The 21,006-nt window shown below is 62.8% G+C and carries 21 protein-coding genes and 5 pseudogenes; 14 read left to right on the top strand and 12 right to left on the bottom strand.

The window, feature by feature from the left end:
• Position 1: 1 nt before the first annotated feature.
• From AUC71_RS01065 to AUC71_RS01085, 5 genes are all read right to left on the bottom strand, one after another.
• On the bottom strand, positions 2-232 hold the full coding sequence (locus AUC71_RS01065; RefSeq protein ID WP_069622765.1) for an alcohol dehydrogenase catalytic domain-containing protein: 231 nt from the start codon (positions 230-232) through the stop codon (positions 2-4).
• 97 nt (positions 233-329) lie between these two features.
• Positions 330-770, bottom strand: coding sequence for an Ivy family c-type lysozyme inhibitor (locus AUC71_RS01070; RefSeq protein ID WP_158007654.1), 441 nt, complete (start codon positions 768-770; stop codon positions 330-332).
• A gap of 165 nt (positions 771-935) precedes the next feature.
• Positions 936-1,526: a hypothetical protein gene (locus AUC71_RS18350; protein WP_141701354.1), complete on the bottom strand. Its 591-nt coding sequence runs from the start codon at positions 1,524-1,526 to the stop codon at positions 936-938.
• A gap of 382 nt (positions 1,527-1,908) precedes the next feature.
• Positions 1,909-2,136, bottom strand: coding sequence for a hypothetical protein (locus tag AUC71_RS01080; RefSeq protein WP_069622768.1), 228 nt, complete (start codon positions 2,134-2,136; stop codon positions 1,909-1,911).
• A gap of 98 nt (positions 2,137-2,234) precedes the next feature.
• The gene (locus AUC71_RS01085) at positions 2,235-2,579 is read right to left on the bottom strand and encodes a cupin domain-containing protein (protein ID WP_069622769.1); all 345 of its coding nucleotides are present in this window, start codon (positions 2,577-2,579) and stop codon (positions 2,235-2,237) included.
• A 344-nt stretch (positions 2,580-2,923) separates the two neighbouring features.
• Here AUC71_RS01085 and apbC point away from each other — a divergent pair.
• Positions 2,924-4,157: pseudogene (gene apbC / locus AUC71_RS20600) on the top strand (iron-sulfur cluster carrier protein ApbC).
• Between the two features lie 87 nt (positions 4,158-4,244).
• A complete protein-coding gene (locus AUC71_RS01095; protein WP_069622770.1) occupies positions 4,245-4,955 on the top strand; it encodes a hypothetical protein in 711 nt (236 codons plus the stop codon).
• A gap of 13 nt (positions 4,956-4,968) precedes the next feature.
• On the opposite strand, the gene AUC71_RS01100 is transcribed toward AUC71_RS01095, so the two are convergent.
• From AUC71_RS01100 to AUC71_RS19080, 4 genes and pseudogenes are all read right to left on the bottom strand, one after another.
• Positions 4,969-5,808, bottom strand: a complete 840-nt coding sequence (locus AUC71_RS01100; protein ID WP_083237962.1) for an EAL domain-containing protein — start codon at positions 5,806-5,808, stop codon at positions 4,969-4,971.
• Between the two features lie 8 nt (positions 5,809-5,816).
• Positions 5,817-6,923: pseudogene (locus tag AUC71_RS22130) on the bottom strand (diguanylate cyclase domain-containing protein); the annotation flags it as partial.
• 206 nt (positions 6,924-7,129) lie between these two features.
• Positions 7,130-8,134 carry a GTP 3',8-cyclase MoaA gene (moaA, locus tag AUC71_RS01110; protein WP_069622773.1) on the bottom strand — a complete coding sequence of 335 codons (1,005 nt, stop codon included), beginning with the start codon at positions 8,132-8,134 and terminating at the stop codon, positions 7,130-7,132.
• Positions 8,134-8,331 carry a hypothetical protein gene (locus tag AUC71_RS19080; protein WP_069622774.1) on the bottom strand — a complete coding sequence of 66 codons (198 nt, stop codon included), beginning with the start codon at positions 8,329-8,331 and terminating at the stop codon, positions 8,134-8,136. The genes moaA and AUC71_RS19080 overlap by 1 nt, the downstream gene beginning before the upstream one ends.
• Positions 8,332-8,413: 82 nt before the next feature.
• Here AUC71_RS19080 and AUC71_RS01120 point away from each other — a divergent pair, with 82 nt between their 5' ends.
• Both AUC71_RS01120 and AUC71_RS01125 read left to right on the top strand, forming a co-directional pair.
• Positions 8,414-8,608 (top strand): DUF6494 family protein, encoded by a 195-nt coding sequence (locus tag AUC71_RS01120; RefSeq protein ID WP_069622775.1) that lies wholly within the window; start codon positions 8,414-8,416, stop codon positions 8,606-8,608.
• Between the two features lie 18 nt (positions 8,609-8,626).
• Positions 8,627-8,979 (top strand): annotated as a pseudogene (locus tag AUC71_RS01125) (gamma-butyrobetaine hydroxylase family protein).
• 78 nt (positions 8,980-9,057) lie between these two features.
• On the opposite strand, the gene AUC71_RS01130 reads toward AUC71_RS01125, so the two are convergent.
• On the bottom strand, positions 9,058-10,257 hold the full coding sequence (locus tag AUC71_RS01130; protein WP_083237963.1) for a PQQ-dependent sugar dehydrogenase: 1,200 nt from the start codon (positions 10,255-10,257) through the stop codon (positions 9,058-9,060).
• A gap of 212 nt (positions 10,258-10,469) precedes the next feature.
• On the opposite strand from AUC71_RS01130, the gene AUC71_RS01135 reads away from it, so the two are divergent.
• A complete protein-coding gene (locus tag AUC71_RS01135) occupies positions 10,470-10,811 on the top strand; it encodes a hypothetical protein (protein WP_141701358.1) in 342 nt (113 codons plus the stop codon).
• 151 nt (positions 10,812-10,962) lie between these two features.
• Positions 10,963-11,811, top strand: a complete 849-nt coding sequence (locus AUC71_RS01145; RefSeq protein ID WP_069622779.1) for an ATP-binding protein — start codon at positions 10,963-10,965, stop codon at positions 11,809-11,811.
• 12 nt (positions 11,812-11,823) lie between these two features.
• Here the strand turns inward: AUC71_RS01145 and arsH are convergent, their stop codons facing one another.
• The gene (gene arsH / locus AUC71_RS01150) at positions 11,824-12,573 is read right to left on the bottom strand and encodes an arsenical resistance protein ArsH (RefSeq protein ID WP_069622780.1); all 750 of its coding nucleotides are present in this window, start codon (positions 12,571-12,573) and stop codon (positions 11,824-11,826) included.
• 232 nt (positions 12,574-12,805) lie between these two features.
• On the opposite strand from arsH, the gene AUC71_RS01155 reads away from it, so the two are divergent.
• The 7 genes and pseudogenes from AUC71_RS01155 (at position 12,806) to phoB (ending at position 19,353) form a co-directional block, all read left to right on the top strand.
• Entirely contained in the window at positions 12,806-13,843 is a 1,038-nt protein-coding gene (locus AUC71_RS01155) for a PstS family phosphate ABC transporter substrate-binding protein (RefSeq protein WP_069622786.1), read from the top strand.
• Between the two features lie 155 nt (positions 13,844-13,998).
• The gene (gene pstC, locus AUC71_RS01160) at positions 13,999-15,378 is read left to right on the top strand and encodes a phosphate ABC transporter permease subunit PstC (protein WP_069622781.1); all 1,380 of its coding nucleotides are present in this window, start codon (positions 13,999-14,001) and stop codon (positions 15,376-15,378) included.
• Complete coding sequence (locus tag AUC71_RS01165; RefSeq protein ID WP_083237964.1) at positions 15,371-15,967, top strand: DUF3333 domain-containing protein; 597 nt, start codon at positions 15,371-15,373, stop codon at positions 15,965-15,967. The genes pstC and AUC71_RS01165 overlap by 8 nt, the downstream gene beginning before the upstream one ends.
• 31 nt (positions 15,968-15,998) lie before the next feature.
• Positions 15,999-17,003 (top strand): annotated as a pseudogene (gene pstA, locus AUC71_RS01170) (phosphate ABC transporter permease PstA); the annotation flags it as partial.
• A gap of 89 nt (positions 17,004-17,092) precedes the next feature.
• Complete coding sequence (pstB, locus tag AUC71_RS01175) at positions 17,093-17,866, top strand: phosphate ABC transporter ATP-binding protein PstB (RefSeq protein WP_425283340.1); 774 nt, start codon at positions 17,093-17,095, stop codon at positions 17,864-17,866.
• A 25-nt stretch (positions 17,867-17,891) separates the two neighbouring features.
• Entirely contained in the window at positions 17,892-18,623 is a 732-nt protein-coding gene (gene phoU, locus AUC71_RS01180) for a phosphate signaling complex protein PhoU (protein WP_069622783.1), read from the top strand.
• Between the two features lie 4 nt (positions 18,624-18,627).
• Complete coding sequence (gene phoB, locus AUC71_RS01185; protein WP_244500745.1) at positions 18,628-19,353, top strand: phosphate regulon transcriptional regulator PhoB; 726 nt, start codon at positions 18,628-18,630, stop codon at positions 19,351-19,353.
• Between the two features lie 76 nt (positions 19,354-19,429).
• On the opposite strand, the gene AUC71_RS01190 is transcribed toward phoB, so the two are convergent.
• The gene (locus AUC71_RS01190; RefSeq protein WP_069622784.1) at positions 19,430-19,933 is read right to left on the bottom strand and encodes a GcrA family cell cycle regulator; all 504 of its coding nucleotides are present in this window, start codon (positions 19,931-19,933) and stop codon (positions 19,430-19,432) included.
• 384 nt (positions 19,934-20,317) lie between these two features.
• On the opposite strand from AUC71_RS01190, the pseudogene AUC71_RS17185 reads away from it, so the two are divergent.
• A pseudogene (locus tag AUC71_RS17185) lies at positions 20,318-21,006 on the top strand (aminotransferase class III-fold pyridoxal phosphate-dependent enzyme); the annotation flags it as partial.

Consider the following 21,006-nt stretch of genomic DNA (forward strand, 5'->3'; position numbering starts at 1 on the left):
GTCACGCCGGATCCCAGCGCCTCCACCCGCCCGACGATCTCTGGCCGAGCACCAGAGGCAGCTTGGGCTCGCCGAGTTCCCCGTCATGAATGTGCAAATCCGTGCGGCACACCCCGCAGGCCAGCACCTTGAGCAGGATCTGATTGGGGCCCGGTTCCGGCCTGGGGATCGTGGCGGCTTTGAGCGGCGTCCCCGCCCGCTCCAAGACCATCGCCTGCATCGTGTCGGCCACGGCGCATTCGCCCTATTGCACGCCGCTCAAGATCGCGGCCTTGAGAAATCTGATGGGGCAGAACGTAGCACGGTAATTGACGCCAAATAGCGCAGCCCTATTTCCGCAATGCACCGGAAATTGCGTCCTGGATTCGCTCGCTCGGCCGCCCCAGCCAAGTGATGCCCGTGGCCTGCGATCCCAACATGGCCCAGGCGTCGCGCCCTTCCGGCGCGAACAGCACGTAGAGCTGATTGTTCTCGCAATCATTGGGTTTGCAGGTGAAGCCGAGCGTATAGATTTCGCCATCGAGCGGCACGGGAATGGTCGGCACCGGCGGTCCGTCCAGCGTGGCGGTGTACTCCTTGACCCATTCGGGCGGCGTTTCGCCGGACACCATGAGCTGCCACGCATAAATGTATTTCGGCACCTTCAGAAGCTGGCCCAGGACCGGGCCCTTGCTGGCCTCGCCCGCGAGCGGCGGGGCGGCTTCCTGACTGAGCGCGGGCACGGCCGTAAGCATGGCAAGCAGAAACGCAAACGATAGGCGCCCAAGCATGGATTGCTCCGTAAGTCCTAAGGTGTATCGGGGAGGCGCGAGCTCGAAGGACGGTGCGGCCAAGTCAAGCGCCATCCCTCGCGGGCACGGTCCCGCGGCGCCTCAGGAAGACGAGTTTTGTGAGAGTTTAATGACGGACGAGGGGCCAGCCTTGGGCGGGACGCTTTAGCGCGGCCACCGGCGCGCCCGTCGTCTGCTCATAGGCGCCGGAAGGCTTGGCCGTTTCGCGCGCATCGAGCAGACGGGCCGGCGCGGGCACCGACGCGGCCCACAGCGCCTTGAACGCCATCGCCGCGCGCAACGTGGCTTCCGGCGCGTCGTCTCCATCAGGGCGAGGGCATTGCGCTTGTCCGCGTCCCGGCGCATGGCATCGCCGGACCAGCACATATCGTGGCCGTAGACGGCTTGCTCATGGGCGTCCAGCAGGCGCGGATTGCGCGCCCAGCGGATCAGGGCAGCGCTGTCGGCTTCAGGGCTGAGCGTGGTCAGTGCGGCGTACAGCTGACGCAGATCCTGCTCCGGCTCGAGCTTGGCGAGGAGGACTCGTGCCTGGATGCCGGCCTCGGCCAGAGTGTCTTTCATCAGAGTGAGGACTTGCGCCGGCGCGGACGCCGCGGAGCGCAGAATCAGCGTGCACGATGCCGGGGTGTTCGTCTCGCGGACCCGCTCGACAAAGTGCGACATCGCTTCCAGATGCCGGTCGAGATCAGCCTGTCTGAAATTCCTTGACCCTTCCGAACTGGCCACAACGCGCATGGCTCCCCCTTGCATCTCGCGGATCTGGCTGCCGGGCAAATGCGGAAAACCCCAAGCTTTGCCCCTGTCCCGAGGAGCATGGCCGGAGCAGGTTAAAGAAGGCTTGATCGCCGTCCATTTTCTGGAAGGCGATAGGTTCTATGTCCGCAATAGGAGTGCCCGCGCCTCCGCATCTTCGGGGGTGATTGCCGGTGAGGACGAATAAGTCCTCAAGGATCGAATGAGCTAGCGCTCCCAAAAGGCTCATTCATCGGCATTGAAGAGCGCAAATGTGACCAGTCTGGGACGTGGCGAGTAAAGCGCCGCAGGGGCTGAGAGACTGATCAGGCGCGCAAAAACAAATGGCGGCGGCTCCAGTTGAAGGAGCCACCGCCATTGGCATCTAGGTGCTCTTCTTGCACTCGTCCGCAGCTTTGCGGGCGGCTTTGGCCGCGTCCTTGGTGGCGTAGGATTCCGTGCCGACCAGGATGAGCTTGTCGTTCTTCGGCTTAGCCTTCACGATCTTGCACTTGTTCGTCGCCTGATCTTTGGCGATGTAGAATTGATCTGCTGCGAAGGCGGACGTTGTTGAAACAAGGATAAGGATAGCAATAGTCAATGCTTTAGTCATGGGTATTGTACTCCAGGGTTAGCCCTGGGGTGCTTTCTTCTTACTCTGAGGCGGATTTGTGGCTCGCCCGTGTTGGCAAAAAGTCTTGAGCAGGCGCGTCAGTGCGGTTCGTCGCGGCCATGGACCTCGGCCGGAGGCGACGTGGCCTCGACGGCGGTGAAAGGCTCCAAAATCGTATATTTGTGTGAGGCGCCTTCGGGAACGAGCCAGGAATCTCCAGGCGAGAGGGTGATGGTCTGACCCTCGACCTCGAGTTTGGCGCGACCCGAGATGACGAAGCCGACGGTTTCGTAGTTGCGCGTGGAAGGCTCTTTTTGCGCCTTTGTTGATTCCTGGACCCAAAGGCGCATCGAAACGCTCTTGCCGGAAGCCAGATAGCGCTGGCCCATATCGCCTTTTGGGGACGTGTCGGCTTCGACCTTCTTGAGCGTGGTGTCTGACATTGGGGGCCTCCCTTGCGGCTGACAGTCTTCCGGCGGTCCGGGTGTCTTGGGACAACGATCTGCCCGGCGATTTTGATCCCGGACGACCGGGAAGGGCCGGGAATCGACTAAAAATGGTCCTCTTGCCAAAAGAGGAAAATTCTTGGAACCGATTCTTGAGTGCGGCGTTTTCACCTCGGACCCGGCGCGGCGCGCACCCAACCTACCCCATCCCCCCAGCCCGCGTCCGGTCTGTTGGCTTTCCCCAACCCAAAAAGCCCGGTGCAATGCCGGGCTTTTTTTTTGGGCAACCCGCGCCCGTTTCCTATTTTGCTTTGCGGCCTCTTCCTCACTACATTCCGGCCATGACCGAGACACTGACCAAAGACCAAATTCTGGCCGCCCTAAAGGGCGTGAAGGGCCCGATCTCAGCGAAGATATCGTCTCGCTCGGCCTCGTCTCCGAGGTCGTGATCCACAAAGGCAAAGTCTATTTCGCCATCTCCGTGGACCCGGCGCGGGCGCGCGAACTCGAGGGGTTGCGCCAAGCGGCCGAGACCATTGTGAAAGGGCTGCCGGGCGTGGAGGGTGTCGCCGTTACGCTCACCGCCGACCGCGAACCAGGCAGCGCCAGCCCTTCGGGCGCGGCGGCGCCCGTTGCCGGCGGCAATGGCCACGCGCGGCAGGCGCCGCAGCCGCAAAGCCCTTCGCCGCAAGCCCCGCAAAGTCATGCCTCGCAAGGTCCGGGTGTCACTGCGCCGGGCGCGGCCCGCGATGCCCGCCACCGCCCCGGCGGCGTGCCGGGCGTGAAGCACATCATCGCCGTGGCCTCGGGCAAGGGCGGCGTCGGCAAATCCACCACCGCGGTCAATTTCGCCCTGGCGCTGAAGGATCAGGGCCTGAAGGTGGGCGTGCTCGATGCCGATATCTACGGTCCCTCAATGCCACGGCTCCTGGGCATTCACGGCCAGCCGCAGCAACTTGCGGGCAACAAGCTCGATCCCATGCGCAGCTATGGTCTCAAGGTGATGTCCATGGGTTTCCTCGTGGACGAGGAGACGCCGATGATCTGGCGCGGGCCGATGGTCATGTCGGCCCTGTCCAGATGCTCAAGGACGTCGCCTGGGGCGATCTCGACGTACTGGTTGTAGACATGCCGCCGGGCACGGGCGACGCCCAGCTCACCATGGCCCAGCAAGTGCCGCTCGCGGGCGCGGTGATCGTGTCCACGCCGCAGGATCTCGCGCTGATCGACGCCCGCAAGGGTCTGAACATGTTCAAGAAGGTCAACGTGCCGGTGCTCGGCATCGTCGAGAATATGTCGACCTTCCTCTGCCCTCATTGCGGCGAGCGGTCCGACATCTTCGGCCATGGCGGCGCCAAGCAGGAAGCGGGGAGGCTTGGCGTGCCCTTCCTGGGAGAAGTGCCGCTCACCATGGCCATCCGCGAGACCTCCGACGAAGGCAAGCCCGTGGTCGCCACCGATCCGGGATCACCCGTGGCGCAAGCCTATCGCGACATCGCCGCGACGGCTTGGGCGGAGCTTGAGCGCGTGTCCGGCACCGAGCGCCAAGCGCCGAAAATTGTCATGGAAAACTAAAGGGTTGCGGCCCGGGGGCCGACTCAGCTAACTCAGAACGGGCGTGAGTACTGAGCGTTCGGCGAAACTTTTTGCGCTCCACCGTCCGTGATTCATATTGACAAGCCCAGTCTGTCCGTCTGTGCCTTCGGCGCCGGCGCGGCCCATGCCGCGGTACTGGCGCTTGTCCTGCCGGTCATGATCACGCTGCCGGCGCCCGACGACACCGCTCAAGGCACGGTCGCCATCCAGGTCATCGTGCGATCCACGCCGCCGCCTTTCGTCCAAGCCGCCATGCTGCCCCAAGCCGCTATCGTGGAGGGCGAAGGGGACATCGATGAAGCGGGCTGGGCCATGCCCGAGACCGAGGAGATCACGGGCGCCTTGCCGGAGATTCCGGAACGCACCGCGGTGGTGGAAGAAGCGCCGCTGATGGAGCAAGCCGCCTTGTCCGAGCCGGTCGAGGCTGCGCAGCCGATGGAAGCAGCCGCGCTCGTTGCAGCCCCGGAAGCCGCTCTCGTGGAAGACGCGCCAGCGCCCGCGATCGAGGAGGATGTGGAGCTCAGTACCGTCGCCAGCATCGAGACAGGCGAGCCGGACTTCATGCCGGATGTTGTGCCGCGCCCATCTCGCAAGCCGAAGCTCGTCGTTGTCGAGGAGCTGAAAGGCGAGCCGGCGCCAGAACCGCGACAGCGCGTCGCCGCGCCCGTCCGTGCTCGCGCCACAACCGCACGCCCTGCGCCCAAACCTTTCAAGGGGCTCCTCGGTGGCACAAGGGCCACGCCTATGGAAGAGTTTCCGTTTCGGGCCGGACGTTGATTTTCGCGGACGGCTAAGCGGCGCTGGAGCGCGCGGGCCGGATCGGCGTGATTTTGCCGCTTGAAGCGGGCTTTTGCTTGGCGTGCTTCTCGGCCGCCTCGGGATGACCGTAGAGGAACCCCTGGACCTGTGAGCAGCCGAACTTCCGCAGCATTTGAGCTTGCTCCGGAGTCTCCACGCCTTCGGCCGTGATGGTCACGTCGAGCGATTTGCCGAGGGCGATGATGGTCTTGACGATAGCGCGCATCGCTGGGTCGCGCGTCATGTTGCGAATGAACTGGCGGTCGATCTTGATCTTCGAGAAGGGGAAGCGCGCCAGATAGCTCAAGCTCGAATAGCCGGTGCCGAAATCGTCCATGGCGATCTTCACGCCCAGCTCGCGCAAGCGGTTCAACTTGCTCAACACCTCCTCGGTGTCATTGATGAGGAGGTTCTCGGTGATCTCGAGTTCCAGACGCTGCGCGGGCAGCCCGGTCTCATGGAGGATGTCAGCGACCGTCTCGGCGATGTCGCTGTCGCGGAACTGCGCTGGCGACAGATTCACCGCAACGGTCAGGTGCTCTGGCCACGTCACCGCATCGAAGCAGGCGCGCCGCAGCACCCATTCGCCGATCGGGACGATCAGCCCGGTTTCCTCGGCCACCGAGATGAAGTGACCCGGCGCGATTTTGCCGTGGACGGGGTGATGCCAACGGATGAGCGCTTCGGAGCCGCATTGCTCCTCGCTCGCGAGGTTGTATTGCGGCTGGTAGACGACCTCGAACTCTTCGCGCCCGAGCGCCAAGCGAAGCTCGTGCTCGACCGTGCGGCGGCGCTGAAGCGCCTTGTCCATGCTCTCCTCGAAAAAGCACATGCGTTGGCCGCCGTCGCTTTGGCCCGGGAGAGGGCGATGGTGGCGTGGCGCAGCACGGTGGCGGCTGTGTCGCCATCTGCCGGGGCCAAGGCGATGCCCACGCTGGTCGTCAGCAGCATCTCCTTGCCGTTCACGTCGAAAGGCAACCGCAATGCCGTGACCAGCCGGTTCATGAAGGCCATCACGTCGCCGAGATTGGTGATGTCCACGAGCGCGATGGCGAACTCGTCTGCGCCGAGCCGTGCGATGACGTCGCGTCCGCGCAGCGTGGCCTTGATCCGGCTTCCCATCTCGCGCAGCACTTGGTCGCCACCGCCGTGGTCGGAGGCGTCGTTGATTTCCTTGAACTTGTCGATGTCGAGACAAATGACGGCGATGTGCGTGTTCTCTCTCTTCATGCGACTCATGGCCTCGCCGAGGCTGTCCGCAAACGCCCTGCGGTTGGCGAGTCCGGTCAGCGCATCATGGCTCTGCAGATAGCGAACCTGCTCTTGGGCCTGCAGCCGCTCTTGGCTGCGCATCCAGGCGAAGGCGACCGGCGTGGCGACGCCGATGCCCAGAAGAACGAGAGTCACGACCGCGATGAGGCCGAAATAGCCCGACAGGACATTCGCCTGATCGCTCTGGTCCAAATAGACGTCAAGCGTCCCGCGCGCGTTCGCGCTGAGATCGATGGGTAGACGAAGCAAGGCGAAATGTGCCGGACCGTCTTCCGTCTGACCACGGTAAAGTCCGACAACCGCCCCGTCCTGAACCGGGTTTTGCATTACGTCGACGACGTCGTTGAACTCCAGACTGGCCTGGCCGCTGGTGAACACGAGCCGCCCTTGGGCGTCGTAGAGTTCGTAGCGTAGGACGCGCGTGGCGTACCCGGTGTCCTCGAAGATCTTGCTGAGCTGCGGTGCCGCCCCGGGAACCGTGAGCGCATTCAGAACGATCTGCGGGTCTTCGAGGAGACGGGTGAGAATCCGATCCTCGGCCACGAGCGCTTCACGCTCGAGCTCAAAATGGCTCACCCGGCTCGGTGCAAGGAATGCCGTCACGCCGATCAGCGCCGACAACAGAGCCAACCCCAGCCAGTGCCAATATTTTTGCAGCGAGTCCTTGAGCAACATAAAGTACCGCAGCGAACGACAATGGCGTCAAAAGCCACCGATCCCTGGGTAAAACTACCATGCCGCGGGTTAAAAAAGCGCCGTAAGCAGAGAGATCGGTGTGGAGATCGTGCCCGCAGACGGAGGGCTACCCTTCCGGATCCCCAGAATGACCGGGAAATATCGGCATCTTTGCTACCGGAGGGGTTTTTTAACCGTGAGCGAACTTAGCCGCCCGTGGCGGACATATGGCGCGAAAGGGCGGGCGCCGAGTCCCGGTCGATGATGAAATCATGGCCTTTGGGCTTGCGCGCAATGGCCTCGTCGATCGCGGTATGGAGCTGCGCGTCCGAACCGCTCGCGCGCATTGGCGTCCGCAGGTCGGCGGCATCGTCTTGGCCGAGGCACATATACAGCGTGCCGGTGCATGTGACCCGGACGCGGTTGCAGGCCTCGCAGAAATTGTGGCTCATGGGCGTGATGAAGCCGAGCCGGCCGCCGGTCTCAGCCACGCGCACATAGCGCGCCGGACCCCCGGTCTTGTCGGGAATATCGCCGAGTGTGAAGTGCTGGGAGAGCCGCGCCCGCACGAGCGATAGCGGCAGATACTGATCCGTGCGATCCGCCTCGATCTCCCCCAAGGGCATCGTCTCGATCAGGGTCAAATCGAAGCCCCGGCCGTGCGTCCAGCGCAGGAGATCCTCGATCTCGTCCTCGTTCATGTCCCGCAGCGCCACGGTATTGATCTTGATTTTCAGTCCGGCGCGCGCGGCGGCATCAATGCCCCGCATCACTTGGCTAAAATCACCCCAGCGGGTGAGCACGCGAAATTTGGCTGCATCGAGCGTATCCAGCGAAACATTGATACGCTTAATGCCGAGGCCCGCGAGCGCGTCCGCGTAGCGATAGAGCTGGCTGCCATTGGTGGTGAGCGTCAGCTCTTCGAGCCCGTCTCCGAGATGGCGCGACAGGGCTTCGATTAGCCACAGGATGTTCCGTCGTACCAGCGGCTCGCCGCCGGTAAGCCGCAGTTTGCGCACGCCACGTGCGATGAAAGCGCTCGCGAGCCGGTCGATCTCCTCAAGGCTGAGGAGCTCCTTGCGTGGCACGAAGGTCATGTCCTCCGCCATACAATAGGTGCAGCGGAAGTCGCAGCGATCGGTGACCGATACGCGCAAATAGGTGATGGCGCGGCCGAACCGGTCGACCAGGCGGGCGGTGGGGACACTCATTACGCGTCTTCGTCCTCGACGGCCTTCGCCTTGTTGCGGCTATAGGCCTTGGCGCTCCTCACCACCCGGGCGTGATAGCGGGGGTCCGCAAGCGCCGCGGCGGGCGCGCTCCGCCGTTTGACCGTGTTTTTTCGCTTCATCGTCTCGGCTCGCGTCTTCTGTCTGGCGCTGCCCTTGCCTTGTGAGGTAACCGCCATAGGATTTCGTCTCTGGTATTGTCTCTAATATATAGTCTTTTGCTTGTCATATCACGGCATCGAACGTCAAAGGGAGGCCACTATGGATGAAGAGCGGTTCAATATGTCGATGCGGAAGTTCCTGAAGGAGGTCGGCGTGACCTCGCAGCAGGCCATTGAACGCGTGGTCCGCGAGGAGGGGCTCGGCGGCAAGGGCAAGCTCAAGGTCAAGGCGGTACTCACTGCCGAAGGCGCACCGCTCGACCACGAGGTCGAGGGCGAGATCGACCTCGGCTAGCGCTCGGGGAGCAGGGACATGACGCAAGCCTGGCCCACGGAGCTCAAGCTCGACGCCGAGAAGCGCACCCTCACGGTGAGCTACGATGACGGCAAGAGCTTTGCGCTGCCCGCGGAGATGTTGCGGGTCTTAGCCCGAGCGCGGAGGTGCAAGGCCATAGCCCGGAGCAGCGTGTGACCGTGCCGGGCAAAAAGAATGTCCGCATCACACAGCTTACGCCGGTCGGAAATTACGCGATACGCATCGCCTTCGATGACGGCCACGACACAGGGCTTTATGTCTGGGATTATCTGCGCGACCTCGGCGAGAACCAGGACGCACGCTTCCAAAGCTATCTCGACGAGTTGGCCGCCAAGCGACTCACGCGCTAATTGTCTCTCCTCACAGCGCGGCTTTGCGTGCCACCTCCGACCGATAAACCTTGTGCGCTCCCGCGCATGGTCCCTCGCCTATAGGGCCTGCTTGCTGGGGGACGCCGCATCGACCGAGGGCTCCAGGCGATAGATGGCGCCGCCCTCCGCCAGGGCATATACGTTCCCAGCAGCGTCGATACGTATGTCCCGCACGCGGCCGAGCTTGTTCTTCAAATAGTATTTTTGCCCGACGACGCAGTTGTCCTCCAGCGTCAGCTTGACGACCATCTGGCTGCCGAGCGTCCCCATCCACACGGTGGTCTGCGAGCCTTCCGTCGCCACCGCAAGTCCGCTCGGTGCAATCGAGATCGGCACCCAGAAGTGGACGGGCTGCTCAGTGCCGGCGTACTGGCTGTTCACCGCGATGGACTTGCCCATGTAGTCGGTGCCGTAGGTGGCGAGAGGCCAGCCGTAGTTCCGGCCCCGCAGCACGAGATTGAGCTCGTCGCCGCCTTGTGGTCCATGCTCGGTCTCCCACACCGCTCCGGTCGTGCGGTCGATGGCGAGTCCTTGCGGATTGCGATGGCCATAGCTCCATATCTCCGCAAGGGCGCCGGGCGTATCGATGAACGGATTGTCGTCCGGGACCGAGCCGTCGGTTCTGATGCGAATGACCGACCCCCTGTGGTCGGCCAGGTTCTGAGCCCGTTCTTGCTGCCATAGGTCGCCGAGCGTGAGGAACAGATAGCCGTCGCCGGAAAGCGCGATGCGGCCGCCGATCTGGTCGGTCTTGTTGCCGGGCGTGCTCTCGAAGATGACCCGTTGGTCGGACAGCGCCTCGGTTGTCTCGTCATAGCGGGCGCGCATCACCCGCATGGTCGATGCTTCGGTGCTGCCTTGCAGATAGGAAAAATAGATAAGGCCGTTGGTGGAGAACTCAGGATCGATCGCCACATCGAGGAGGCCGCCGTGGAGCTCGTAGAGCACGGGCGGGAGGCCGGACACCTCTTTAGGGTCGACGCCGAGCCGGGCATGCTGCAGATGGCCCGACCGCTCCGTTACCAGAAACGATCCATCCGGCAGAAAGCCGAATGACCACGGCGCTCGAAACGGGCCCGTGACCTCGACGGGAACGAGTTCCAGCCCGTCGGCCAGGATAATCCCCGGATCGGCGGGCGATGGAATGGTCTGGGTGCTGGACGCCTTGCAGCGATGGACATCGGCGGCGTGGGCCGAAACGAACGGCATTATTGTAAAAGCGGCTAGAGACGCGACACGCAGCAATTGACGCCCCATATATGATCCCTCTGAGGTGTCGGCGATTGGGTAATCTGCCGATCGACGGTTTTGAGCGGTGCCGAATATAGCGTCTTCATGACAGTACTTGTGGGCTCTTCATGAAGATGTCGCACGACCGGCGGTAGAGTGTTGCAAAAACGTGATAATTCAAGCGCAAATAGGGCTATGCCGCCGGCGCGGCGATTCGTAGTGGAGTTCGGGAGAAGGCTTTGACAAACCAGGTAGATCACAGCGCGCCTGCGTTGCCGTCTGGTTTTCTCTGGCGCGCCCGACTCGCGGTTAGGCGCGGGCTGCGGGAGCTCGCCGCGCGGCTTTGGTCGTCGCTGTGGCAGGTCGTGATTGTGGCCGTGATCATGGCCGCGCTGGTGGCCTTGGGCGACCTCCCGGTGGGGCTGGCTTTGGCTGCATTCGCCAGCTTCGTGGCCTCCGTCGCCTTGCTTCCGCGCCAGGACGTAGATCCGGTGCTCGAAGCGGAATTCAGTCCGTCCCCGGTCTCGGCCGCTCGCGGTCCGCCATGCATGTCATGGCCGAGGCGCTGCCCGATCCCGTGATCCTTCTTGATCGCACCGGCCAGGTGCTCTCCTGCAATGCGCCGGCCCGGGGCCTCTTCGCCTCCCTGCGCGAAGGCAGCCACATCTCCTCTGTCATCCGACGCCGGAGTTCCTCGACGCCGTCAGCGCCGCCCCGAAGAGCAGGCGCGCCGTGACCGTAACCTATGCTGAGCGCGTTCCGGTCGGCCGCCGCATGGAGGTGACCGTGGCCCCGCTCACGCGGGGGGCCGAGCGCGACGGCAATATTCTTGTTCTCCTGCGCGATCTTACCGAGGGCGAGCGCATCAATCAGATGCGGGCGGACTTCATCGCCAATGCGAGCCATGAGCTCCGCACGCCGCTGGCCTCCTTGCGTGGTTTCATCGAGACGCTGCAAGGTACGGCCAAGGAAGACCCGGGGGCCCGCGAACGATTCTTGCCGATCATGGCGGAGCAGGCCTCGCGCATGACCCGTCTGATCGATGCGCTGCTGTCCTTGAGCCGGGTCGAGATGAATGCCCACGTGCCGCCGAGCGATCTCGTCGATCTCAACGACGTGCTCGGACATGCGCGCGACACGCTGGAACCGCTCGCGACTGACAGCCACATGACGTTGTCGGTCGAGCGCTTCCCCAAAGCGGCGATCGTGCGCGGCGACCGCGACGAGCTCTTGCAAGTCCTTCAAAATCTCGTGCAGAACGCGCTGAAATACGGCAATTCCGGCGGAAATGTCCGCATCGAGGCCAAGCACATTCCATCGCTCGGCCGCCAGACCCGCGGCCGCTATGCCATCTCCGTCGTGGACGACGGCCCGGGAATTCCGGCCGAACATCTGCCGCGGCTCACCGAGCGCTTCTACCGCGTCGACGTGGATTCCAGCCGCGAGAAGGGCGGCACCGGTCTCGGCCTTGCCATCGTCAAGCACATCTTGAACCGCCATCGCGGCGAGCTCGCCATCGCTTCAAAGCCCGGCACGGGCTCCACCTTCACGGTGATGCTGAACGAGGCCAATGCCGGCTGACGGGCGGGCCTGCTACATCGCGTCGAGATCGACGCTGTTGCCTTCTTTCTCGGCCAGGTCTTTTTTCTCGGCCACGTCTTTGCGCTCGCTATAGCGGTCCGTGAGGGCGTCCGAGATGCCGCGCGTCAACAGCGTGAACTTCATCAACTCCTCCATCACATCCACGACGCGATCGTAGAAGGCCGAGGCCTTCATCCGGCCCGCGTCATCGAATTGTTCATAAGCTCTGGCCACCGAAGACTGATTGGGGATGGTGATCATCCGCATCCATCGGCCGAGCACGCGAAGCTGGTTGACGGCGTTGAAGGACTGAGAGCCGCCGCTGACTTGCATCACGGCCAGGGTCTTGCCCTGCGTTGGCCTGACCGACCCGAGTGCGAGCGGAATCCAATCGATCTGCGCCTTCATGATGCCGGTCATCGACCCGTGGCGCTCCGGGCTGCTCCACACCTGCCCCTCGGACCAGGCGGACAGCTCGCGCAGTTCTTGAACCTTTGGGTGCGTCTCCGGTGCATCGTCCGGAAGCGGCAGTCCCGAGGGGTTGAAGATCTTGACCTCGGCCCCGAACGCTTCGAGGAGGCGCGCCGCCTCCAGAGTGAGAAAGCGGCTGTACGAGCGTTGGCGCAGAGACCCGTACAGCATGAGCAGGCGGGGCGGGTGTGAAGGCCGGCGCGATGGCCGGAGCAAACGCTGATCCGGCATAGCAAGCGCGGAGTCGAGGACGTTGGGAAGGTCGCGCGCGGCGCCGGAGATCGCATCCATATTTCCAGAAATATAGACATATCGCTTGGAGGGTCAACTTAACGCGTGAGCCCCGGACAGTCGGCTTTTCCACAGGCCCGTTTCAACTATATACAGCAATATCAATAAGATAGACTGTCATAAATCGGAATCATCGCCGTCATAAAACAATGATCCATGGGGACTAGCGTGCCCGCGAGCTGGCGGCGTGATCACGCTGGCGGAGGCTCAAATCCAATCAAGGGAGAGCAAAGTGAACAAGTTTGCTATCGCAGCGTCGACGCTCGCCGTCGCCGCTCTATGCACGGGCGGCCCGGCGCTGGCTCGTGACCAGATCAAGATCGTCGGTTCCTCGACGGTTTTTCCCTATACGCAGGCGGTTGCCGAGGAATTCGGCAAGAAGACCGGCAAGAAGGCTCCGGTTGTCGAATCCACCGGTACCGGTGGCGGCATGAAGATTTTCTGCCAGGGCATCGGTGAGGACAAGCCGGACATCACCGGCGCGTCGCGCGCGATGAAGAAATCGGAATACGAGCTCTGCACCGAGAACGGCGTCGACGACGTCACAGAGGTTCTTATCGGTTATGACGGCCTGTCCATCGCCCAGTCGAAGAAGGGCAAGCCGATGGACCTGACCAAGGAGCAGATCTTCCTCGCGCTCGCTTCCGAGGTTCCGGACGAGAGTGGCGAGAAGCTGGTGAAGAACCCCAACAAGAAGTGGAGCGACATCGACAAGTCGCTTCCGGACACCGAGATCACTGTCTACGGCCCGCCGCCCACCTCCGGCACGCGTGACGCCTTCGTCGAGCTTGCCATGCATGAGGGCTGCGAGGAGCTCGAGTATTTCAAGAAGAATGAGGACCAGGTCAAAGAGAAGTGCACGCCCATGCGTCAGGACGGCCCCTTCATCGAGGCCGGTGAGAACGACAATCTCATCGTGCAGCGTATCGAGGCTGATCCGAACTCGCTTGGCATCTTCGGCTACTCGTTCCTCTATGAGAACAAGGACAAGCTCCAGGGCGTGAAGGTCGGCGGCACCGAGCCGGGTTTCGACACCATTGCTGACGGCAGCTACGGCCTGTCCCGTCCGTTGTTCGTCTACATCAAGAACCCGCATCGCAAGGTCATTGCCGGCATGGATGAGTTCATCACCGAGTATGTCAGCGACGACTCCATGGGCGAGGACGGCTACCTGCATGAGCGTGGTCTGGTCGTGCTTCCCGAGGACAAGCTGAAGGAAATGCAAGACCGCGCCACGAACGGCAAAAAAATGGCTGCGCCGACCTCTTAAGGGATCGGAGCAGCTCTGACTTCGCACGAGTTAGATCGAAGGCGTGGCCGCAAAAACAGGTTACGCGGCCACGCCGACGATCGTGAGACAACAAACGACTTGAATGCGGCAGACTCCGAATTTGCGGAGCACCCGCAGCGGGAGCGGCAGCAGCAATGATCGGTTACATTCTCGTTCTGCTTATTGTGCTCGCTGCGGTCAGCTATTTCTTCGGCCGGAAGCGGGCCGTCCGTGCGGTCGAAGGCCGCGAATATCTTCTCCATTCCAGACCCAACTATCACGGCGCATTCGTCGCCGCCTGGGTCGGCATCCCATCCGTTCTTCTGGTTCTCGTCTGGATCCTGTTTCAGGGAAGCGTGATCGACAACCTGCTGCTCTGGAGCCTGCCGCCGGGCACCACGGACGGCTTGAGCGTGGGGCAGACAAGCCTGCTCTTGAGTGAGATCAAGTCGGTTGCGGCCGGCAACCTCTTCAGCGAGCCGAGCCTCGTGGTGCAGGAAGCGGCGGAGCGCTATCAGCGCTGGGAGGCCATTGCCCAGTGGGCCATGGTCGGCGTGGCTTTCAGCGTCGCACTGCTTGGTCTTGCGATCGCCAGCCGCCGCATCAGCCCCGATTTTCGCGCCCGCCACGGCGCCGAGCGTATTCTGAGCGGCCTGATGATCGCCTGCTCCCTGATCGCCATCCTCACAACACTTGGCATCGTCCTGTCGCTGCTGATCGAGGCCCTGCGCTTCTTCGACCGCGTCAACCCATTCGAGTTCTTCTTCGGCCTCAACTGGGAACCGCAGATCCCGATTCGCGAAGGGCAGGTCACGGCGGGCGGTGCCTTCGGCGCCATTCCAGTCTTCGCCGGTACGCTCCTGATCGCTTTAATCGCCATGGCCGTGGCTACGCCAATCGGACTCTACTCGGCCATCTACCTCACCGAGTACGCCCATCCCAAAGTTCGGGCCGTGATCAAGCCGGTCCTGGAGCTGCTCGCGGGCATTCCGACAGTTGTCTACGGCTTCTTCGCTGTCCTCACAGTGGCTCCGGCCATGCGCCAGTTCGGCGAGATGATCGGCGTGCCGATAGCGCCGAACAGCGCGCTCGCGGCCGGCGCGGTCATGGGCATCATGATCATCCCGTTCATCTCGTCGCTTTCCGACGACGCGATTGCTGCCGTACCCCGCGCCATGCGCGACGGCTCCTATGCCATGGGCGCCACCAAGGGAGAGACCATCACCAAGGTGCTCCTGCCCGCGGCTCTTCCGGGCATCATGGGCGGTGTCCTTCTCGCCGTCAGCCGGGCCATCGGAGAGACGATGATCGTGGTCATGGCCGCTGGTATCATTGCCACGCTGACGGCAACCCGCTTGAGCCCGGTCACCACCGTGACGGTGCAGATCGTGACACTCCTGATCGGGGATACGGAATTCGACAACCCGAAGACCCTGGCAGCCTTCGCCCTGGGCCTCGTGCTGTTCCTGGTCACGCTGGGACTCAACATCCTCGCCCTTCACATCGTGCGAAAATATCGAGAGCAATATGAGTAGTTCAGACATCGTGACCGTCGACTGGGGATCCGATCAGGCGCAGCGCCGCGTCCGCCGCCGCTATGCGGCCGACAGGCGGCTCCAAGCCTACGGGATCATCGCCATTGCGCTGGCCGTCGGCCTGCTCGGCGTTCTTGTCGCCTCGCTTGTCTCCACCGGGTTTCCGGCCTTCCTGCAGACCAAGGTCGAGTTGCCGATCTACGTCGACCCGTCTCAGGTCGATGCCGAGGACCCGTCCAGCGGCAAATATCGTGTGCTGGTCCGCGAGGCGCTCAACAAGGCCATTCCCGGCATCCCTGAGGACGAAGAGCGGAGCGTCGGCAAGATCCTGACTTCGGATGCCGCTTACATCCTGCGCGACTATGTCGTTAGCCACCCGGAATCCATAGGCAAGACCATTACTTTGCCGGTTGCCGTGTCTGACCCTTTCGATCAGCTCCACAAGGGCGTCATCCCCAAGGAGATGAACGCGCTGACGTGGAGCCAGGTCCGCTATTTTGAGCGGTTGCAGAACCGAGGTGTGGTGGTCGAGGACAGCGGACGCACCAGCCTCAAGCTCGACGTCTATGTGAACCCCGCCGAGACTTGAAGCCGGACCGCCGCCATCTGGTGATTTCGCCGCCTTGGCCAGGAACAGCTTGCAGGCTTATCTGCCCGATGTGTTCGATACGGCGCTCTTCGGGCTGCTCGCCGATGACGCACCCGAGGCCATCGCCCAACGCGTTGCCGCCGATCCCGGCATTATCGGCAAGACGGTATCCGTTCTTTTCCCGGTGTCGCCGCCCGTCGCCGAGCTCGCCAAAGGCAAGACGCCGAAGGTGCTCAACTCGCGTTTCACGCCGGAGCAAATCAAGGTCTTCGATGCGATGGAGGACAAGGGCCTTCTGCGCACGCCGTTCAACTGGGAGCTCTTCTTCAATGCGGATAGCCGCTTCCCGGAACGGGCGGGTCTTGCCGGCGCCATCACCGGCTCCTTCTATGCGCTCATGGTGTGCTTTTTGCTGAGCTTTCCCATTGGGATTGCCGCGGCAGTCTATCTCGAAGAGTTCGCGCCGAAGAACCGCTTCACCGACCTCATCGAGGTGAACATCAACAATCTCGCGGCTGTCCCGTCGGTCGTTTTCGGCCTGCTCGGCCTCGCGGTGTTTCTCGGCTATTTCGGCTTGCCGCGTTCGGCGCCTTTGGTCGGCGGTATGGTCCTCAGCCTCATGACCTTGCCGACGATTATCATCGCCACCCGCGCCGCGCTGAAGGCGGTGCCGCCGTCAATTCGCGAAGCGGCACTCGGTGTCGGCGCCTCGAAGCATCAAGTCATGATGCATCACGTCCTGCCCTTGGCGCTGCCTGGCATTCTGACCGGTACCATCATCGGCATGGCCCAGGCACTGGGCGAGACCGCGCCGCTACTCTTGATCGGCATGAACGCCTTCATCCCCAGCGTGGAAAACATGGGTCTTCTCGAGCCGGCAACCTCGTTGCCGACCCAGATCTTTAGCTGGGCCGATAGCCCCGAGCGTGGCTTTGTGTCCCGCACCTCGGCGGCGATCCTGGTGCTGCTCGGATTCCTTGTGGTCATGAACCTTATCGCGATCACGCTACGACAGATGTTCCAGAGAAAATGGTAGAAAGGGACTACGCCATGGAGGCTAAGGTGGAAGAACGACCAGCCATCCGGGTCGAAGCGCCCGCAGTGCCGAAGAAAAAGGAAGGCGATTTGCCGGTTGAGCAGAACGAGCTCAAGATGAAGGCGAGCGACGTCAACCTGTGGTACGGCGAGAAGCAGGCTCTGTTCGACGTCAACCTCGAAATGTTCGATCAGTCGGTGACGGCACTGATCGGCCCGTCCGGCTGCGGCAAGTCCACGTTCCTGCGCTGTCTCGACCGCATGAACGACGTGATCGACGGTGTTCGAATCACCGGCGATATCCGCCTCGACGGCGAGGACATCTACGCCCCGCGAGTCGATCCCGTGCAACTGCGCGCCCGGGTCGGCATGGTGTTCCAAAAGCCAAACCCCTTCCCCAAATCGATCTTCGAGAACGTGGCTTACGGCCCCCGCATTCACGGTCTATGCAGATCAAAAGCCGAGTTTGAGGAGATCGTCGAGAGAAGCCTGACCCGGGCCGGCCTTTGGGAGGAGGTCAAGGATCGTCTGCAAGAACCGGGCACCGGTCTTTCCGGCGGTCAGCAGCAGCGGCTTTGCATCGCCCGCGCCATATCCGTGAATCCCGAAGTGTTGCTCATGGATGAGCCGTGTTCGGCCCTCGATCCGATCGCCACCGCCAAGATCGAAACGCTCATGGACGATCTCAAAAAGAATCTTTGCATCGTCATCGTCACCCATTCGATGCAGCAAGCGGCGCGTGTTTCGCAGCGCACGGCATTCTTCCATCTCGGCAAGCTCGTCGAGGTGGACGACACGACGACGATCTTCACCAATCCGACCGACCAGCGGACCCAGGACTACGTTACCGGACGCTTCGGTTGATAGCGGCTCACTAGGAGTTCCCCCAATGGAACAGCAGCACGAACACATCGTCAGGTCCTACGAGGAGGAACTCGCCCTCCTCAACAACAAGATTGCCAAGATGGGTGGTCTTGCGGAACAGGTGCTCGGTCAGTCCTTCGAGGCCCTTGAACGGCGCGACCCGGATCTTGCGGCCGCGACCATCAACGAGGACGAGGAGATCGATGAGCTCCAGCGCGAGATCGAGGAACAGGCGGTGCTCATGATCGCCCGGCGCCAGCCCATGGCCTACGACCTGCGCCAGATCATGGCCGCCTTGCGCATCTCGGCCGACCTGGAGCGTATCGGCGACCTTGGCAAGAACATCGCCAAACGCGCTGTCGCCGTGGTCACCGAGCCGCAGCCCAAGCAACTCATGCTCGGCCTGAAGCACATGGGCGAACTGGCGCTGGGCCAGCTGAAAGACGTGCTCGACGCCTTCATCGAACGCGACGCCGACCGGGCGCTTGGCGTCTGGTACAAAGATGAAGAGATCGATGCGATGTACAACTCGCTGTTCCGCGAGCTCCTCACCTACATGATGGAAGATCCGAGGAATATCGGGCTTTGCACCCATCTCCTGTTCGGCGCCAAGAACATCGAGCGCGTGGGCGATCACGCGACGAACATCGCCGAGACGGTCTATTATCTGGTGCATGGCCGGGCCATCACGGATCAGCGGCCGAAGGGCGATACGACCAGCTCGACGCCGGTCTCACTGAAGCGATCGGCGGTCTAGGCCGATGTTGCAGACAAACGCCATGGGCGCAGGAGCCAAGGTTCTGGTTGTCGAGGATGAGGAGCCGTTAGCCCTTCTCCTCCGGTACAATCTCGAGGCCGAAGGCTACGCCGTCGATGTCGTCCATCGCGGCGACGAGGCGGAAGTGGCCATTGCCGAGAACTCGCCCGATCTCATCGTGCTCGATTGGATGCTGCCGGGCCTGTCGGGGCTTGAGCTTTGCCGGCGCCTACGCACCGGCAAGGACTCCCGCACCATCCCCATCATCTTACTTACGGCACGCAGCGAGGAGAACGATCGCATTCGGGGCCTGACCACCGGCGCCGACGACTACGTGGTGAAGCCGTTCTCGCTCCCCGAGTTGATGGCGCGGGTCCGCGCCATTTTGCGGCGGACCAATCCTGAGCGCATCGCTCGGGTGCTAACCGTGGGCGATATCGAGCTCGACCGGGAGTCCCATCGGGTGACCCGCAACGGCCGCCAGGTCCATCTCGGGCCGACTGAGTTTCGTCTGCTGGAGTTTCTGATGCAGAGCCCCGGCCGCGTGTTCAGCCGGGCGCAGCTGCTCGACGGCGTATGGGGCCGCAACGTCTATGTGGATGAGCGCACCGTGGACGTGCATATCGGCCGTCTGCGCAAGGCCATGATGCGTGGCAACGAGCGCGATCCGGTGCGCACCGTGCGCGGCGCCGGCTACGCCTTCTCCGACAAGCTCGAAGAGACGGCCTGATTTTTTGCCTGCCCTGAAGAGTAAAGAGGCGCCGGTTTTCGCGGCGCCTCTTTCGCTATCCCGACCAACCGGGCTCTTAGCCCGAGGCAAAGCGCTTCTCGCGCCGCCGCGCCTGAACCGGCTGGTACGCCATGCGGGCGTGATGCTCGCAGTAAGGCACCGTGCCGTCCTTTTTGCGCCCGCAGAAGTGGAACTCCTCCTCTGTGGGATCGCCGATGGGCCAGCGGCACATCGACTCCTTCAGCGTGAGGATCGTCGCCCGCTCATGCAGCGGGATGACGAGTTCTTCGACCGGCGCCGGGCGCCGGATCGTATTCCGCCTCGTAAGACGCTTGAGCGCCACATTGCCCCGCCGTGCCGAAAGGCGACGGCGCTCGATTTTGCCGTGGCGCGTGATTGCGCCGCGGCGCGGCGCGCTGGAGCGCGAACTGGTTGCGCGCCCCGAAAGCCCCAGCCGATGGACCTTGCCGATCACCGCGTTACGGGTCACGCCGCCTAAGCGACCCGCGATTTGGCTCGCGCTCAATCCCTCTGCCCAGAGCTTCTTCAGCAGTTCCACCCTTTCATCAGTCCAAGCCATGGTTTGGCCTCCTCGTTTGGACTCAGATTCCACCCGTCCCGCAAGACGGCATTTTCGAAATACTCGGAATTACTGCTGAGAATGACCGCTCAGGCGCCAACAGCACCTACGACATCTGGTAGCCGAGCGGTTATTACCCTACTAAACCCGGTGGAAACCGACAAGCGTCCGCCACGCTTGGGTGCCCCGTTTTCCACCGGAACAAGCGGATTCTGCCACTTCTCTCACAGGAACACAAACGTGAGCGTTGATGGAAACGTGGAGAAACCTTGGATAAACCGGTCATGTGCACAGATTGACACCACGTGAGACCAGACCTAACACTCTGACTTTCCTTGCTGCCGCCGGTCGGCGGCAATTTTGTTTCAGGGATACGCAACTTTCATGTCGGCCCTCCTTCCGACCTATGCCCGCAGCGGATTGTCCTTCGCGCGGGGCGAAGGCGCCTTTCTCTTTACCGAGGCGGGCGAGCGCTTTCTCGACTTCTCGAGTGGCATCGCGGTGACCGCGCTCGGCCACGCGCATCCGCGGCTGATCGAGGCGCTGACGGCCCAGGCGAACAAGGTCTGGCACGTCTCGAACCTGCACACATCGCCGAGCAGGAGCGGCTCGGGGAGCGGCTGTGCGACGCCACCTTCGCCGATCGCGTGTTTTTCGCAAATTCCGGCGCCGAGGCCGTCGAGGCCTCAATCAAGGCCGCCCGCCGCTATCACTTCGTCAACGGCGCGCCCGAGCGTTACCGGCTGGTCACCTTCGAGGGCGCCTTTCACGGCCGCACCCTTGCCACCATCGCCGCCGGCGGCCAATCAAAGCACCTGGAAGGTTTCGGCCCACCGGTCGAGGGCTTCGATCAGGTCTCGGGCTTCGACCTCGAGGCCGTCGAGGCGGCCATCGGCGATGAGACCGCCGGCGTCTTGCTGGAGCCCATCATGGGCGAGGGCGGCATGCGCGAAGTGCCGTATCGTTTTCTGCAAGATTTGCGCGCTGTGCGCGAGAGGAGATATGCTCGTGCTCGATGAGGTCCAGAGCGGCGTTGGGCGGACGGGCGCTCTATGCCCATGAGTGGCGGACGC

This window comes from Methyloceanibacter marginalis (assembly GCF_001723295.1).
Lineage (GTDB): Bacteria > Pseudomonadota > Alphaproteobacteria > Rhizobiales > Methyloligellaceae > Methyloceanibacter > Methyloceanibacter marginalis.